The organism is Halioxenophilus sp. WMMB6, from assembly GCF_033283405.1.
GTDB lineage: Bacteria > Pseudomonadota > Gammaproteobacteria > Pseudomonadales > Cellvibrionaceae > Halioxenophilus.
In genome coordinates, this window is record NZ_JAWMQR010000009.1 from 131,426 (window position 1) to 147,749 (window position 16,324).

Annotated in this window: 13 protein-coding genes; 3 read left to right on the plus strand and 10 right to left on the minus strand. The window is 54.9% G+C overall.

Annotation, left to right across the window (positions count from 1 at the left end; genetic code table 11):
- Positions 1-100 precede the first annotated feature (100 nt).
- The 10 genes from SBL51_RS18880 to SBL51_RS18925 all read right to left on the minus strand — a co-directional run bounded on the left by SBL51_RS18880 (position 101) and on the right by SBL51_RS18925 (position 11,775).
- The gene (locus SBL51_RS18880; protein WP_317932679.1) at positions 101-1,486 is read right to left on the minus strand and encodes an AgmX/PglI C-terminal domain-containing protein; all 1,386 of its coding nucleotides are present in this window, start codon (positions 1,484-1,486) and stop codon (positions 101-103) included.
- 9 nt (positions 1,487-1,495) lie between these two features.
- Entirely contained in the window at positions 1,496-1,993 is a 498-nt protein-coding gene (locus tag SBL51_RS18885; protein ID WP_317932680.1) for a biopolymer transporter ExbD, read from the minus strand.
- The gene (locus SBL51_RS18890; protein WP_317932681.1) at positions 1,990-2,481 is read right to left on the minus strand and encodes a biopolymer transporter ExbD; all 492 of its coding nucleotides are present in this window, start codon (positions 2,479-2,481) and stop codon (positions 1,990-1,992) included. The genes SBL51_RS18885 and SBL51_RS18890 overlap by 4 nt, the downstream gene beginning before the upstream one ends.
- A 12-nt stretch (positions 2,482-2,493) precedes the next feature.
- Positions 2,494-3,153, minus strand: coding sequence for a MotA/TolQ/ExbB proton channel family protein (locus SBL51_RS18895; protein ID WP_317932682.1), 660 nt, complete (start codon positions 3,151-3,153; stop codon positions 2,494-2,496).
- A gap of 49 nt (positions 3,154-3,202) precedes the next feature.
- On the minus strand, positions 3,203-3,490 hold the full coding sequence (locus SBL51_RS18900) for a hypothetical protein (protein WP_317932683.1): 288 nt from the start codon (positions 3,488-3,490) through the stop codon (positions 3,203-3,205).
- Positions 3,491-3,495: 5 nt separating this feature from the next.
- Positions 3,496-4,143 (minus strand): tetratricopeptide repeat protein, encoded by a 648-nt coding sequence (locus tag SBL51_RS18905; RefSeq protein WP_317932684.1) that lies wholly within the window; start codon positions 4,141-4,143, stop codon positions 3,496-3,498.
- A 68-nt stretch (positions 4,144-4,211) separates the two neighbouring features.
- Positions 4,212-7,433 (minus strand): tetratricopeptide repeat protein, encoded by a 3,222-nt coding sequence (locus SBL51_RS18910; protein ID WP_317932685.1) that lies wholly within the window; start codon positions 7,431-7,433, stop codon positions 4,212-4,214.
- A 50-nt stretch (positions 7,434-7,483) separates the two neighbouring features.
- Positions 7,484-9,583, minus strand: coding sequence for a hypothetical protein (locus SBL51_RS18915; protein ID WP_317932686.1), 2,100 nt, complete (start codon positions 9,581-9,583; stop codon positions 7,484-7,486).
- Between the two features lie 3 nt (positions 9,584-9,586).
- Positions 9,587-10,111, minus strand: a complete 525-nt coding sequence (locus SBL51_RS18920; protein ID WP_317932687.1) for a hypothetical protein — start codon at positions 10,109-10,111, stop codon at positions 9,587-9,589.
- A 1,157-nt stretch (positions 10,112-11,268) separates the two neighbouring features.
- On the minus strand, positions 11,269-11,775 hold the full coding sequence (locus tag SBL51_RS18925; RefSeq protein ID WP_317932688.1) for a GNAT family protein: 507 nt from the start codon (positions 11,773-11,775) through the stop codon (positions 11,269-11,271).
- Between the two features lie 332 nt (positions 11,776-12,107).
- On the opposite strand from SBL51_RS18925, the gene gtfA reads away from it, so the two are divergent.
- The 3 genes from gtfA to glpK are packed head-to-tail and all read left to right on the plus strand — an operon-like array spanning position 12,108 to position 16,220.
- The gene (gene gtfA, locus SBL51_RS18930) at positions 12,108-13,550 is read left to right on the plus strand and encodes a sucrose phosphorylase (protein ID WP_317932689.1); all 1,443 of its coding nucleotides are present in this window, start codon (positions 12,108-12,110) and stop codon (positions 13,548-13,550) included.
- 52 nt (positions 13,551-13,602) lie between these two features.
- A complete protein-coding gene (locus SBL51_RS18935; protein ID WP_317932690.1) occupies positions 13,603-14,727 on the plus strand; it encodes a glycerol-3-phosphate dehydrogenase/oxidase in 1,125 nt (374 codons plus the stop codon).
- The gene (glpK, locus tag SBL51_RS18940; protein WP_317932691.1) at positions 14,724-16,220 is read left to right on the plus strand and encodes a glycerol kinase GlpK; all 1,497 of its coding nucleotides are present in this window, start codon (positions 14,724-14,726) and stop codon (positions 16,218-16,220) included. The genes SBL51_RS18935 and glpK overlap by 4 nt, the downstream gene beginning before the upstream one ends.
- Positions 16,221-16,324: the final 104 nt, after the last annotated feature.

Here is a 16,324-nt window from a genome sequence, read left to right on the forward strand (position 1 = left end):
GTTACTCAAATTTATCCCGCGCTGCTAAAGAAATATCCCAATCGACATCTTCAGGAAATTCTAATAAACAGCGCGGGCAAAGGGGTGTTGGCGGCCTGGCCTAGGCCGCTGGTAGGAAGTCGATGGGATAGAGGATGGTAATTTGGGGCACGCCGTCTTTCGGCCCGAAATTAAAGCGTTTAACCCGCTCCAGAACTTCAGCCACCAAGGCCTGGGAATCCATATCGGTATTCTCCAGTTTGGCCACTGACACGCTGCCATCGGGCTCAATGGTGATACGCAATACCATCTTGCCTTTCAGGAATGGGTTCTGGCGCAGCTCGCGGTTGTAGATGCGATAGAGCGAGGCTTTGTAACGGTCGAAGACAATTTGAATCTCTTCGTCGGTACGGGTGGGGCCGACACCATCGCTGAGCGGTCGGTCATCGGCCACCATATCGGTACCAATGGAACTGTCCACCCTGGCGAAGGAGACACCGGTACCCAGCTCGTTGCCGGCGGTACCGCCCACGCTGCGGCTGATGGCGGCGTTGTTGATACCGCCACTGGTGGCCGTGGCCTGGGACATCACCAACGCGCGGCTGGCATTGCCGGTGGAGGCGGCCGCCGTGTTACGCAAATTGGCGGTAGCGCCCAGTTTCTGATCGATATCGTCTTCTAAGAGCTCGTTGAAACTCTCTTTGAAGGCGAGTACGCCAGAGGTTTCGGCTTTGGTGCGCGCCGCTTTTTTCTGTTCCGGAGTAGGCTGTGGTTTCTCCGTGGTATCGGCCACTTTTTTCTCTTCTTTGCGCTCTTCCACCGGCTCCGGTTCATCTTTCTTCGGCCGCTCAATCGGCGGCTGGGGTATCGGCTTATCTTTCTTGACCATCTCTACCAAGTATTCGGGTACTTCCACCTCTTCCGGATCAAATTCCGGCAATTGCCAGAACAGAATCAGGAGATTGAGCAGCACCAAAAAGACCGCTGCACCACCAAAGGATTTACGACTGCGGACCTTATCTTCGCGCAGTGTGTGCCAGGGCACAGTCATGGCGCGGAAGGGCAGTTCGTGCTCCTCCCGCTCGATGATAAAGTCGGATTGCGCGCGATCTTCCTGATCTAAGACTTCATCAAGTTGATAGCTTAAATCGTCGACAATTTCGCACTGCTGGTTGAGCTTATCCTGCAGCGACTGCTTGGCTTGTTGCAGGTCGTCGTTCTGCTTTTGGAAGTCGGCGATTACACCCTGAATGCGGCCCAGCTGGGCGGCTTTCTGCTCTGGGCTCTGTTCTTCACCCCAAAACAGGGGGGCAGCATCCATCGCCTCCAGTTTATCCAGCGCACAACAGATATCGTCCAGTAGTTTGAACTTCTCGTCCGATTGCTGTAACTCGGCAATGGCTTGGTCTTGATCGCTAATCTGACTGTTGAGCTGGCTGATCTGCTCTTCAACGGTAGCTATTTGCGATTCAAGCGCTAATTTTTCTTCGGCTATTGAACTGGTCACAAAACTGCTCTAGCTCTGGGATGCTTTTTGGTTAACAGCGAGTGAAATTTTGGTGTAACCGGCGTTGGTGCACACAGACATGATGCCCCGCAATACTTTAAAGGGGACCTCCTTGTGCGCCATGATGGTTACTTCGCTGCTCTTGTCGACGCCCTCGTTGTTCAAACCGAGTGCGTTGCCTTTAATGGAGGCGAGTTTATCTTTCAGTACGTCCGCCGTAGTGGCGTCGGTATTGAGCACATCCATGGTCGGCATAATCGGCTCGCCGGCGATGGAGATAGTCTCCGGACTGACAAACACCACCACCGTCTGCCGGGGTTTGGCCTCGGCGACTGAATCGGGCAGGGTCACATCTTTGGGCGGTTCCACCACTTCAACGGAAGATTGGTTGACCAGCAGATAGAGCACCAGAATGGTAAATACATCCATCAGCGAGGTCAGGTTAAGGCCGCCCACCTTGTTGCGTTTGGCTCGCGCCATGCGCTTAATGCGACGGGAGTTTTTCATGGGGCATCGCCTAGTGATAATTTGGGAAAGAGGGCTCTTCGCTCTAACTCCGTCTGGCCATCGTGGCGGATCTCGGCCACCTTGACGGCATCCATCACACGAATCAGATCGTCATATTCGATGTCCGGCTCGACCAGAATGACGGCGTCCTCTTTCTCCTGATATTGGTTTTTCAGGGCCACCAGTTTTTCCGAGAGCGTGCCGATGTCCTGCTGGCCATCGATCTTGTCGATGGTGGCGGTAATCTTGTCGCCGTCGGTCATCTGCAGGCCGTTGTCCCGAATAATCACCTCGATGGTGATTAATGGCTTATCCGGTTGCTCGCCACCGGCGGCCTGCGCCGGCAGGTTGAGCTCCTGAATCGTGATCCGGGAGAAGACCGCAGTAATCAGCAGAAACGGAATCAGTACCACCATCAGGTTCAAAAAGGTGGTTACGTCGATCTCGACCGGATCGCTGGTGCGCCGATAGTGGTGTTTTTTTGCCATCGTAATTGTCGCTTAGGCTACTTGTTCGAGTTCAGCTCGCTTGGCTTTCTTGGTGATGACGTTGAGCGTGCGCACAGAGATCATCTCTAAACTGTCAACGATGGTGCCGGTTTTGTAGTTCAGGAAGTAGTGCATAAACAGCAGCGGAATCGCCATTACCAAACCGAAGGCAGTGGTGTTCATGGCGATAGAGATTGAAGCGGAGAGCAGGTCAGCCTTTTCCGCCGGGTTGGCGTTGGCGACCGCGTTAAACGCTGCAATCAGACCGAGAATGGTACCGAGCAGACCGAGCAGGGTGGAGATGTTGGCGTACAGGGCGATGGAGCCTGTGCGTTTTTCCAACAGCGGGATGATGCCCATCATCTCCTCTTCCATGGCGATCTCAATGTCGTCGCGACGGCGCACGGTGCCTTGTCGCTCCAGACCCACCTGTAACAATTTGCTGACGGTGGAGGTATCGTCGGCGGTCATTTTACGGGCGGCTTCAAAGTCGCCTTTAACCAGTACCGGCTCCATGCGCGACCACATCGATTTATTGGCCCGCTCGATTTGTGTGAGTTTAATGAATCGCTCAATGCCGGTGGCGGCACCGACGGCACCAACGATCATGATTGGATACATCCAGAAACCACCCTCTAAAAAGAAAGCGACGATGGTATTGATAACGCCCATGGTTTATTCCTCTCCCGTGTGCTTGCTAGGCACTGGTTTACAAAAAAAATTACTGATCAAGTTTGCCGCTGCGGATATCGAAATAATCCAGCTCGCGATTAAAAACATCTTTGTCCAAAGGCTTGAGTGAACCATCCACCAGCGCCTGCGCGGCCAGCTCTGATTCAAAGCCTATCTCTGAGCTTTTCCAGGGTACGATGAAAAGCGATTTGGGCGCTTCATCGTTACCGACAATCGATATACCGGAGACCGTTTTTACCTCGTCCTTTTTACTCTCTTGCGCGAATGCAAGGGGGCTTAATAGGATTATCGGCAGTAATAAAAATTTTTTGAGCATGGTAGTTATCTCACCTGCTTTTGGCGCAACGTGGCGATCCAGATTTTTACTGTTTCATCTTCCGGGTTGGCCTCGCTGTAGGCCTCGTATTGTTCCAGCGCACAGTTGACATCATTTAGATATAAATCACATAAAATGCCGTAATTTCGGCGCGCCGGCATAAATTCCGGGTATTTATTTACCACTCGCTCATAAAGTAAGCGGGCATCTTCAAAGCGGCCGATGCTGCGATAGAAAATACCCATCTCATTGAGTGCCGCCGGGTGGTTGGGATTGATCGCCAGGGCTTTTTGAAAGCTTGCTTCCGCCAACTCATTCTGGCCGGTTTTAGTATAGGCGATACCTAAATTGATGTAGGGCGCGGAATTATTCTGCGTGCCGTTGGCAACTTCATTTAACAGTACAATGGCCTGCTCATACTGCTGATCACGCAAGAGCTCAAGAGCGTTATCGAATTTGCGGCGAATGGAGAGATCGACGCTGCGGTTTTCCACCACTTTAATGCCGTTGTTGGCATCGTCCTGGCCTGACTGCTTCGAGGTTGTCGCACAGCCGGTACAGAAAATAACCAGAGCTATTGCAGGCAGGTACAGGCTGCGTAGCAGCGCGCTGCTGCTACGGTGCTGCTTAATTGAAATGAAGGGTGTCGCCATAGGTCTGATGGAAAATCCCGCCGTTAGGTTACTACTATAAACCTAGCCTAATTTAGCTTCAGCGTAGTTCAATTTTCCGAATCTGATAACGCGATAACATTTTTGTTATCCAGCGCTTGGCTTTGATCGTGGTTGTCGTTCTCTGCTGTTGATTCGGGTATTTCTGTGCTACTGGTGCCAGCATTAGTGGGTGCTGAATCAGCTGCGGACGCTTGACTGCTCTCGGCGCCGGGTGCTGGAGCCACCGGGGCGGCCTCGGGCTCTTTAATGGCGTAGAAGTAGGAGTCGATGGTCTCGACAAAGCCGGTGTGCTCCTCGTCGCGGGCGTAGATGGCCGGGAAAAGATCAGCGAGCTTGCCGATACTTTTATCGATCCAGTTACTGTAGACGCCGATGTAGAGCAGCTCGATATTTTTGCGGTGTACGCTAATGGCCTTCTCTTCAAACGGGAAGATCTGATCCTCCAGCGCCAGCTCGTACTCTTCCAGCTCCAGATCACTCAACCCTGATGGTCGTTCGGAGTTGGCCAGGGCGCGGGAGAAGTCGTAGTAGATCTCGGCCATGTAGTAGGTGGCGGCGGCGGTGATGTCGGCCACTTCGTAATCAACCAGGTCAGAATAGGCTTCGATGGCAATTTTCATCAGCTTTTTCTTTTTATCCAGGTTTTTCTTGATCGGCTCGACAATGGCCACCGCTTTAAATTTGTCGAAGTTGGGTTTGGCCAGGGTTAAGGCTGCGCCGGCCGCCAGGTAGCGGGTGCGATCGGTGCGTTGTTTGCCGGCACCTTTGTCGAGGGCGACAATTTTCAGCAGAGTGGCGGTGTGGCTTTTGCCATCGCCGCTTAATTCGTAAGCGCCGGCCAGTTTGCTGTAGACCTCCAGCACATTTTCGATGGGCGCCGGGAAATAGCTAATAAAGCGTTTGTAGACCGCCACCTCTTTGTCGGTGACCCCGGCCTCCTGATAGAGCTCGGCGGCCAACAGCAGCGCGCCGCGACGCACCTCTTCGTCGTCGGCTTCCGACTCGATGCGCTCATACTCACCGGCAGCCAGCTCCAACTGACCGCTCGATTTATAAACGAAAGCGATCTTTTTGGTGATCTCTTTTTGCAGGTCGTGTTTGGGGAAGTGGTCGCGGAAGGCGAGCAGCACATCGGTGGCTTGTGACCAGTTCTGCAGTTCGATTAACGCGCTGGCAGCATCAAATTCAGCGGTGGGGCGGATACTGGAGGTGGGCGCCAGTTTACTGACCCGCAGGTAGTGGTCGGCGGCCAGTTGGAAGTCGCCGGCGGTGCGCGCCTGCTCACCCTGGTTGTAGATGGCTGCGGCCAGGTTGTCGTAGAGACCAGTGCGCGACTCATCATTGCTGGCGGTTAATGACAGCACTTTGCTGTAGCCTTTTTCCGCCTCGGCGTAGTTGTTCAGGTCAAATGAACCGTGGCCGACCACCAACCAAGCGGCACGGGTTAAGGTCTGCTCAGCAGTGGGGTGGTTGTTGATCAATTTGTAAGCCGTGTTCACCGCCAGCTCATAATTTTTCATATCGTAGAGATCATCGGCGGCGGCGCTCAATACCAGCGCCACTTTTTCATGTTCCGGGTAGGTATCGGCAAAACGCAGAGAGGTGCGAATCACCTCCTGTTTAACGCTGTCAGTGGCAGCGGATTCCGGTGCCAGGCTTTTCAGATACTCACGGTAGGAGTAGACCGCGTTGTAACCGGCTTCGGAGGATTGCTCGTGCGCGGGGTAGTTGTAGGCGGTGAACTCATAGGCAACGGCGGCATCGCGGAAATCCTGGTTTTCCAGCATCAGGTCAGCCATTTGGTAGTTGATATGGGGCGACTCCTGCTCACTTGGGAAGGAGGCCAAAAATTTGCGATACCACACCAGCGCCTCGGCGTAGTTGGCCGGCTTCTCTTTTTCAAAGCGGGCATCCTGGTAGAGGGCGTGGTAGTGGTTGGCCAGGTCGGTCAGGTTGCCTTTCAGATAGTCGACCACTTCCGGGCGGCTGTGGTAGTCGTAGTATTGCCAGTAGGCGGCGTTCAAGGCGTAGGTTTCGGCGAACTCTTTCTTGGCGTCGATCACCAGCTGCGCAAAGCGGCCGGCCTTGAATATCTCAATGGTGCGCATAAAGAACTGTGGCGCAACCTCGTGGTAGGGGTGGCCGGCAATAAAGGCTTTGTAGGCGCCGGCGGCGTCGGCGTAGCGACGTTTGTCCAGATAGAACTCACCCAGGTTGCTGTAGACCTTGTCTTCGTAGGTGCGCCCGCCAATCTGGTTGAACAGATCGACCACTACCTCTGGGCCACCTAAGTTGGAGAAGCTGAGCGAGATGACGCGGAAGGTGTCGTCTACCCGTTTGCCTTCGATCTGGTCGTGTTCCTGGTTGAAGTCGTAACCGGTGCTCACCTTGTAGTCGAGCACAGCGATAAACTGCTCCAGCGCCTCGTCGTACATCTGCTGTTTGTAAAAGCTCCAACCCAGCTTGTAGAGCGCCAGCTCGTAGTAGTAGGAGGTGGAACCCATCTGCACGATGGAGTTGTAGGCCTGCTCGGCGTCGTAATATTTTTTGCGCACAAAAAAGAACTCCGCCCGGCGAAATTGAATTTCATCCAGGTAGCGGGAGTTGGGATAGGTTTCGATGAACTGATTCATCACCGCCATGGCGTTGTCGTTTTCACCGAGCTCCTCATAGGCGCGCGACATCTGGTAGAGCACCTGATCGTTGCGGTCGTAGAGCGGGTACTCTTTTAACAGCTTGGTGTAGAGGGCGATGGCCTGGCGGGCACTGGCGTTTTCCAGGTCGGAGGCGGCGCCGGGGTGTTCGGCCAGGGTTTCGGTGTCACTGTTGGCCAGCGCTACGCTTTGCGACGCCCGCTCCTCAAACTGGGCGACACTCTCGTCGCTGTTGGGATTGCTGATGTTGGAACTGGGGGTATCGCTGTTGGCACTGGCGGCGGCGGTTACCGTGGGCGAGGCCATAGGCTCGGCGCTGCGGGCGGTGTGGTTGACCGCGTGGCTGTCATCGGTGCCAACGTAGCCGTACTCGCGCTCGATGGAGAGGTCGGCAATGCGGCGGATGGCATCTGGGGTCATGGCCGTTTCCGGGGTCTCTTCGAGAAACACCCGATAGCTGTCCATGGCTTTTTCCAGGCCATCCTCAACCGTGGCGTCTTGCAGGATAAAGTCAGTATTGCGCAGCGACGCCAGCGTATCTTTGCCGTCGGTGATGGCACAGCCCGCCAGGGCCAGCGGTGCGGTGACTAAAATCAGTTTGTGAAGGTGCTTCATGGCTGCTGCCTGCAATGTCTGTTGTCAATCGATTACACAAGCGAGGCCAACTACTTGGCCTGGTGCTCGGTAATGTCAGCTTCCGTTTCTGAATGGGTTGAATCGGTCGGTTCGGTCGGCGCGACTGGCTCGGGTGGCGCGGTCGTCTCGGTTGGTTCGCTCGGCGCAGATGGTTCGCTCGGTGCGGCCGGATTGCTTGGTGCTGCAGTCTCAGTCGGCTCGTTCGGCGCAGCCGTTTCGCTCGGGTCGGTGGCACTGTTCAGGTCGCTTGACTCGGCCGGTTTGGCGTTGTCGAGTTTGCTCATGGTGGCCCGGTCATAGCTCTCGGCTAGAGCGAAGCGGGCTTTCACCTGGGCGGCTTCCAAGCGCTGGCTGCGCTGCATCAGTTCGTTGATGGCCATCTGCTCCAGCATTTTGCCCTGGCGCAGCATGAGGGTTTCCACGGTTTCAATGGCGCGTTGGGTACGGTTGCGCAGATTGTTTATCGTCTGGTTGTAACCCTGGTAGCTTTGCGTGGCCGCCTGGCGGGTGCGCACAAACGACTGGTAAATGGCCTGCAGCTGGGCGATCTCTTTGTCCAGTGCGGCCAGGTGTTCGAAGGTGGTGGTGAGGCGCTCGTCGTACTCCACGGTCCAGTTGTAGTGGATAAAACCGCGCAGGCGATCAACCCGCGCCTGGGATTGCGGGTTGTTGTTTTTGCTGCTGTTGGCGTAGGCCTCGATCGACATCAGCGACAGGCGCTCATCGGCGGTGGCCAAAAATTCCGGGCGCGGCGAGATCAGCATCGCCTGCAGGCGGTTGTCGATACGGTCGCGCTGTTCGAGACGCAGCTTGATCAGCGAGTCGAGCTTGCGGAACTGCTCGTCGATGCCGGGCAGCAGTGGCTCGTAGTAGTTTTTGCGCAGCTCGATGATCTCGGCGTAGGCGTCGTAGTTGGTGGCCCACAGCTCCAGCCGCTTGCGCAGCTGCTCCAGATCGAAGTAGTTCTGCAGTGACGACTGGAAGTCATGGGAGGCCATGAGATCCATCAGGTAGTAGGTTTCCGGGGTCTCTGGCAGCTCGCGCAGTTTGATCACCCAGTTGCGGTCGAGCTTGATCTCCTCGCGCACCAGGGCCTCGAGAAATTTGCCTTCGCGTATGCTTGCGATGGAGGCATCCAGGCGATCGAGCTCGCTGTTCATTACCGACAGCACATGGCCATAGCCGAGCGCGGCCTTGCCATACAACCCCAACTGGCCGTAGGCGTAAGGCACACCCAGCATCGCCTCCTGCACGGCGGCGTCGGTGACGTGGCGCTCGCTGAGGATGCTCCAGGGTACCAGTGCGTGCTGGTAGTCATCGTATTTCACCCGTGTCCAGCCAAGCCCCAACAGGGCCGAGTTGGAGTAGGGCCCATCCATGCGCACCCGCTCCAAAAACTTGGCAGCGTTCTGGTATTCACCGGCTTCCATCAAACGGCTGCCGAGGGTGAGGTTGGCTTTATCGCGAATGGCCAGTACGGCGCGGTCTTTGGTGTTTAACTGGCCGACGTCGGCCAGGGTGGTGGCGGCGGAGGCCAGGTTGCCCTGAGCCAGACGGGTCAGCCCCAGGTTGTACTCGGCGTAGCCCAGGTGGGTTTTGGAGCCGGACAGGGATTTAAAGATCTGCTCGGCTTCGTCAAAACGGCCGGTAACCATGAAGATCTGGCCCTTGAGGAAATGGATTTCGTTTTCCATCGCCTTGGGCAGTTGCCCTTCGATACGCTCAATAGCGTGCAGCGCGTTGATATTCTGCTGCTTTTGAAAATAGATTTTTGCCAGCCGGTAGAGCGCTTCGTTGCGCACTTCGGGGGCGACGTTACCTTCGATAACTGCCTTGATCGCGCGGCCGGCCTTGCGGTGCATGCGGTAGGAGAGTTCGAAATCGCCCACCGAGAACTCGGCTTCGTTGATGTGGTAGTGCAACTGGTCCAGTTGCGGCTCATCCACGCCGTAGTACTGCCGAACCTCGGCATCCAGGCGGGCGATCGCATCAAAATACTCATCCTGATTGGCGTAGTAGAGCGCCTCACCGAAAAAGAGATCGCGGTGGCGTTCGTTGCTCTCGGCGCTGGCTGCGACACTGTTGCCGGCAATCAGCAGAGCAAGGGGTAGGAGCAGAAGTCGGCGCATTGGTTAGCGGTCGAAAAATTGAACGCTCTTGCCACCAATGGCAGAGCCGGAGAGTTTGATTTCGACAAAGCCCGGGCCTACACCCTTGTCATACTGGTAGTCGGCCACCTCGACAAACTCGGTACCGAGTGCGGCTTTGCCGCGGAAGCCGACTTTAATGGCGTGGGCGCCGGTGCGCATATTGCCGGTGAAGATACGCTGCAAGCCGCCTTCGCGCAGGGCATCCAGCTCTTTAAAGGAGTAGATGTGGTGGGCAACATCCTGGCCATCGATGGTGATCTCCACCGAGTCCAGATCGACCTTGTCGCTGGCGGTGAGCGAGATAAACAGCGAGACCTGGGTATTGGAGGGGAACAACAGCTTCTCTTCCAGCAGACTCAGTTCAGTGGAGATGGCCAGAACATCCTGTTTAATATCCTGCACCTGTTCATCCAGCCCGATGATCTGTTCCCGGGAGACCTCCTGGGCCAGGGTTGGCAGGGAGAGGGTCACCATTAGCATGGTCAAGAAATAAGCAATACGTTGCATTGTTACAGCCTTAAGTAAGCCAAGCACTATCGAAACAGTTAAACAACCACAATGGCATTAGCGAACGCTGCATCGCGAACGGCGTTATCGTTGTTGAACAGGGGTTTGGGCGAAAGCCAAAGTTTAGGGTTGGTCCTATGCAGTGAAGTATAGTGCTGAAGAGTTTAGTTGCCGGTGATCCGACAAGAAGTGTGAAAAAAATTTGATATGAAGCGACAAAGCGATAACTAAATCACAATCACATATAAAAAAGTGATCTAGATAATTTAAAAAGATGGCCACTCAAGACTAAGCGGCAATTCAGTTCAGTTAAACCTTATATTAGCTGAAGGTGTTGGTTGTTGGCTGCGATTTTCCGCTGTACAAATATTGCTCCGTAGTGCGGAAAACTTATTCTTGAAAATTATAAAATTAAAATTTTAATAATCACCACCACTGTTCTATTGTAGCGAGCTGCTCTCTTATTAAAACCAAATAAAAATTGTGGGTTTACGCTTTTGGGATTTTCCTCACTCTGGCAATGGCTGTGCTTGACTGAAGATTATTTGATCGGATTTTTTGAGCCGGGTTTTTAGCCCTATTTTTAAGTTGCCTGAGTGCGCGGGTTACTTTTTGAACGATAGTAAAGGGGTTTTTATTTTTCCGGGTTTCGATAGCGTGCAGGGTAAACCGTAAGGTGTCCATAGAGAGTGATGACCATACAAGTGAAAGTCATAGAGAGCGATAAATAGCGGGTTATAAGTGCGTGGCCTATGGCAAAGGCGATGGATTGGAGTTCCCCGTTTCTGAGGCTGCAAAATACTTTTTGTGAAAATTATTGGTTGATTGGCCCGGTGTTAGCCGAGATGGCACAAGAGTGTGCGATAAACCATTTCCAATTTGGACCAAAGGCTGGCGCTTGCTTAGAAAACTGTCGGGTTAAAAAGGTAACAACGTTAACCCCGTATCTGACTGTACGTTTTCTGATCGTAGTGTTCTTCTTCTTATTTTTAGTGTGCACTGCCTTTTTGCTGCGCTCTGCTTAATGTTCTCTTTTAATATTTTCCACTGTCTATTTAAAGCCTGCCAATATCGCGCCGCTTGCGCGATATTAGTTTTGGCCTTTCTGCATCGCCGCAGCTGGGCTGCTATTTTTTTGATCGACACAGTTGTTCAGTTTAATATTTTTCTGGCCGAGGGTAGAGGGCGTAAATCTGCTCATCGTAGAGCACACCGCGCAGATAAATATTCTGTTTAAACACCCCCTCCAGTTGAAAGCCCGATTTCAACAGAGCCTTGGCTGAGGCCTGGTTGGCGTGGGCAACTGAGGCATAAATTCGTTTTACCGGGTAGTTGCTAAAAACTGAGTCACAGAAGGTTTGGGTGGCGGTGGTGGCAATGCCTTGCTGCCAGTAGGCTTCACCCAGCCAATATCCGAGCTCGGCGCTAAAGCGATACTCGTTTTCCAAAAAGCGTACACCGATAGCACCAATACATCGATCCGCTAGCGTAATTGCTTGATTGCACGTCGGGCCCTGCAGGTGACCCTCGGTCACCCACCATTGGCCGTCGGCCACTGTGTAGGGCGAGGGAAAATGGTCGCGAAGGTATTTGGCCACCCTGGGGTTGTTGGCCTGTAGCACGATGGCGTTGACATCTTCCGCCCTGAAATCCCGCAATTGCATGGTTGCTCTCCTGGATTGGACCAGCCTGATCGGCGCGGATTGGTCGACCGGTTCGTCTGCCATTGCTGAGTGGCTGCTTTGTCAAACAGAGCGACGCTGCCGGTCTGGCCGTGTGAAAATTTTCCTGGACGCTCTCGATGTACAAGGCTGCGCCGGCATCCGAATGAATGGCAGTGGCGGCCTGCAGGCCCGGCCCCGGCTTTTGCAATATGGTTTTAAATGCGTAGTATAAGGCGCTCTGTTAAACGATTTTTAATAATTGCCGGCTAACATCAGTTGCTCGCTGATTAGGTTGGCTGCAATCGATTTAGAGCGAATTAACGGGGGTATCAATGGCGCTTCGCAACCAGGTTCAACTGATCGTTTATCCCAATCGTATCGGTGATAACCTCGCTGATCTGGCCGACTTTCTGGAACAACATTGCCTGGGGAAAATCGGCGGTGTACACCTGTTACCCCCTTATCCGAGCAATGCCGATGGCGGCTTCTCTCCTCTGACCCACAAAGAGATCGATCCCATCTACGGCAGCTGGCAGGATTTTGACCGGATCTCCCAGAAGTTTGATGTCTGCATGGATCTGATGATCAACCACATCTCCGATGCCTCGGTGGAGTTTCAGGATTTTCTGCAGCACGGCTACGACTCGGACTACGCCGATCTGTTTGTGCACGTTGACCAGATGGGCGAGATCACGCCCGATGATATGGCCAAAATTCACATTCGCAAGGAGAAGGAGCCGTTCCGCGAGATCACCTTTGCCGACGGCAGTTCGGGTAAGGTTTGGTGTACCTTTACCGAGCACCAGATCGATCTCAACTACAATTCGCCCAAGACCTATGCGCTGATGGAGGATTACATCGCTTTCCTCACCAGCCATGGGGTTAATCTGTTTCGACTGGATGCCTTTGGCTACACCACCAAGCAGATAGGCACCAGCTGTTTTCTGGTGGAGCCCGATGTTTACGATCTGCTGAAATGGGTGGACGACACCGCGCGTGAATACGGCGCCGAGACTCTGCCCGAGGTCCATGACCACAGCAGTTATCAATATGCGATTGCGCTGCACGGTATGCACCCCTATGGCTTTGCCTTGGCGCCGCTGCTGCTCTATTCGCTGCTCGATGGCAACAGCACCTACCTCAAGCAGTGGCTGCGGATGTGCCCGCGCAACCAGATCACCGTGCTCGATACCCACGACGGTATCTGTATTCCCGATGTCGAGGGTGTGCTGCCACCGGATAAGATTCAGGCGATTATCAATAATGTCTCTGAGCGTTCCGGCGATCCAATTCTGCGGCGCTCGGCGGCCAACGTGCACAGTGTCGGGGCGATTTATCAGCTCACCTGCACCTACTACGATGCCTTAAAACGCAACGACGATGCCTATCTGGCGGCGCGGGCGATCCAGCTGTTTGCCCCGGGTATTCCCCAGGTTTACTACGTCGGTTTACTGGCTGGAGAGAATGATCACGAATTGATGGACGCCACTGGCGAGTTGCGCGATATTAATCGCCACTTCTACACCCCGGATGAGATTGCAGCGGCGCTGGAGAAACCGGTGGTAAAGCGGCTGTTTAAATTGATGGAGTTTCGCTCGAAATACCCGGCCTTTGATGGTGTCTTCCATCTGCAATACGCCAACAACACCAGTGTCGCCATGTGTTGGCGAACTAATGAATACTCCTGCGAACTGTTTGTTGATCTGCTGTTTAAAAAATCGACCATTCGCTATATCGATGTTAAATCCCGTCGCTGGCTGACCATGCGGGTGTAGCGGCCGGCGCTGACATCGCCGAGACCAATTTTTTCTTTTTGTGAAACAGTGTATGGCCAAGCAAAATTTTGATGTGGTGGTGATCGGTGCGGGAATTCACGGCGCGGCCGTGGCACGGCAGGCCGTAGAGGCGGGTAAAAAGGTCTTGATTCTGGAGCAGTTCGATCGCCCAGCCAAGGCCACCTCCAGCCGTTCGTCAAAATTGATTCACGGTGGTCTGCGCTATTTGGAATCGTTTAATTTTGGTCTGGTGCGCGAGTGCCTGTTGGATCGCCGGCGCCTGTTGCAGGACTACGGCGACCTGGTGCACATGCAGAAATTTTATATTCCCATCTACAAAGATACCTCGCGCACGCGGTTAACCATTCGCGCGGGTTTGAGCCTCTATGGCCTGCTTGGCGGCCTGGATGAGTACAGCCGGTTTAGCATGGTGCCGCAAAGCGAGTGGGCCAATCTCGACGGCCTGGAGCAGTCGGACCTGCTGGCGGTATTCCAGTATTGGGATGCCCAGACCGACGATGCCAAATTGACCTTCCGCCTGTTGGAAGAGGCGGTGGGTATGGGCGCGACCCTTTTACTCAATACCCGCTTCAGCCAATGCCGAGAGCAGGGTGAGGATCTGCAGGTTAGCTTTCAGCGCAACGATAAAACGCAAGCGGTAACCACCCGTGCCGTGGTGAATGCCACCGGCCCCTGGGTGAACGAAACGCTGCAAAAATTCAAGCCGGCCATTGCCAGCCTGCCCATGGAGTTAGTGCAGGGGGCACACCTGGAGTTACCCGGCAGTTTGGAGCAGGGGGTCTACTATCTGGAAGCCCCCCAGGATAGGCGCGCCATCTTCGCCATGCCCTGGTACGATCGCATTCTGTTCGGTACCACCGAAACCCTATACCAGGGTGACCCCAATCAGGTGCAACCCACACCGCAAGAGATCGATTATCTGCTCACCGTGTACAACTATTACTTTCCAGATAAACCGCTCGGCAAGGGCGATATCATCAACGCCTGGGCCGGTTTGCGGGTGCTGCCAGCCGGTGACGGCAATCCGTTCAAACGCTCGCGCGATACCATTTTACAGAGCAATCGCGCCAAGCAACCCACTGTGGTCTCCATCTACGGTGGCAAACTCACCAGTCACTACTCCACGGCCAAAAAAGTACTCAAACTATTGTCATGAACAAGCACACCTATCTGCTGGCGATTGATCAAGGTACCACCTCCAGCCGGGCCATTGTCTTCGACGAGGCCGGCACTATAGTCGCGCTGGCGCAGCAGGAGTTTGCGCAGCACTACCCGGCCGATGGCTGGGTGGAGCACGAGCCCCAGGCGATCTGGCAATCGACGCTGGCGGTGGTCAACGAGGCGTTGCGGACGGTGCGCAGCGGTGGCGGTTCGGTGGCGGCCATCGGCATTACCAACCAGCGTGAAACCACCCTGGTGTGGGATAAACAGACCGGCGAGCCAATCTACAACGCCATTGTCTGGCAGGACCGGCGCACCAGCAGCCTTTGCCAGCGGTTGAAAACAGAGGTGGATGAGCGCGAGGTGCAGCAGCGCAGTGGCCTGCTGTTGGACCCCTATTTTTCGGCTACCAAGGTGGCCTGGATACTGGACCAGGTGCCGGGCGCCAGAGCGCGGGCCGAGCGCGGCGAGCTGGCCTTCGGTACCGTCGACAGCTATCTCATCTGGCGGCTGACCGGTGGTCGCAACTTTGTCACTGACGTCACCAACGCCAGCCGTACCAATCTGTTTAACATCCACAGCCAAACCTGGGATGACGAGCTGCTGGCGCTGTTTCGGGTACCCAGGGCGATGTTGCCCGAGGTGCTCGACTGTACCGCCGAATTCGGTATCACCGAGCGTGAACTGCTGGGCGATGCCATACCCATCCTGGGGGTGGCCGGCGACCAGCAGGCGGCGACGGTGGGGCAGTGCTGTTTTACCCCGGGCACAGTAAAAAGCACCTACGGTACCGGCTGCTTTCTGGTGATGAATACCGGCGAACAGGCGGTGCTCTCCAACAACCGCCTGTTAACCACCATCGCCTATCGCATTGGTGGCACCACCCACTACGCCCTGGAGGGCTCCATCTTTGTCGCCGGTGCCGGCGTGCAGTGGCTGCGCGACAACCTGGGGGTGGTCAAATCCGCCGCCGAGACCGAAGCCCTGGCGGCGGGGCTGGCCAGCAATGAAGGGGTCTATTTTGTGCCGGCCCTCACCGGCCTGGGGGCGCCGCACTGGCAACCCGATGCCCGTGGTGCGCTGTTTGGCCTGACCCGCGCCACCGGCCCGGCGCATCTGGCCAGGGCGGCGTTGGAGGCGGTCTGCTACCAAACCTATGATCTGGTGCGGGCCATTCAGGAGGACGGTATCGCCTGTGAGGGTTTGCGGGTGGATGGCGGCATGGTGGCCAATAACTGGCTGATGCAATTTTTAGCCGATACCTTAAATGCCCCCGTCTTGCGCCCCAAAGTATTGGAAACCACGGCATTGGGCGCTGCCTATTTAGCGGGTTTGCAAATGGGGTTATATCGCTCGCTGGAAGATTTGAATGGTCAATGGCAACGGCAACAGGAGTTTAAACCGGCAATGGCCCTGGAACTCCGTGATGCTAATTTAAGCGGTTGGCAGCGGGCGATGGCGCAAGTCATTGCTTCCTCCGCCGGTTAAAGCGGCGCCAGTGACTGTTCTTTGATAAAACCGGATTCATTGGTATCCAGCCGTGTTATTAATATGGAGAACCAAAAGGGAGAACTCTCGATATATACAACGGG

Excerpts from the sequence above, each read along its gene's own strand:
- SBL51_RS18885 (WP_317932680.1), bottom strand. The coding sequence starts at position 1,993 with ATGAAAAACTCCCGTCGCATTAAGCGCATGGCGCGAGCCAAACGCAAC.
- SBL51_RS18890 (WP_317932681.1), bottom strand. The coding sequence starts at position 2,481 with ATGGCAAAAAAACACCACTATCGGCGCACCAGCGATCCGGTCGAGATC.
- SBL51_RS18895 (WP_317932682.1), bottom strand. The coding sequence starts at position 3,153 with ATGGGCGTTATCAATACCATCGTCGCTTTCTTTTTAGAGGGTGGTTTC.
- SBL51_RS18900 (WP_317932683.1), bottom strand. The coding sequence starts at position 3,490 with ATGCTCAAAAAATTTTTATTACTGCCGATAATCCTATTAAGCCCCCTT.
- SBL51_RS18905 (WP_317932684.1), bottom strand. The coding sequence starts at position 4,143 with ATGGCGACACCCTTCATTTCAATTAAGCAGCACCGTAGCAGCAGCGCG.
- SBL51_RS18910 (WP_317932685.1), bottom strand. The coding sequence starts at position 7,433 with ATGAAGCACCTTCACAAACTGATTTTAGTCACCGCACCGCTGGCCCTG.
- SBL51_RS18915 (WP_317932686.1), bottom strand. The coding sequence starts at position 9,583 with ATGCGCCGACTTCTGCTCCTACCCCTTGCTCTGCTGATTGCCGGCAAC.
- SBL51_RS18920 (WP_317932687.1), bottom strand. The coding sequence starts at position 10,111 with ATGCAACGTATTGCTTATTTCTTGACCATGCTAATGGTGACCCTCTCC.
- SBL51_RS18925 (WP_317932688.1), bottom strand. The coding sequence starts at position 11,775 with ATGCAATTGCGGGATTTCAGGGCGGAAGATGTCAACGCCATCGTGCTA.
- gtfA (WP_317932689.1), top strand. The coding sequence starts at position 12,108 with ATGGCGCTTCGCAACCAGGTTCAACTGATCGTTTATCCCAATCGTATC.
- SBL51_RS18935 (WP_317932690.1), top strand. The coding sequence starts at position 13,603 with ATGGCCAAGCAAAATTTTGATGTGGTGGTGATCGGTGCGGGAATTCAC.
- glpK (WP_317932691.1), top strand. The coding sequence starts at position 14,724 with ATGAACAAGCACACCTATCTGCTGGCGATTGATCAAGGTACCACCTCC.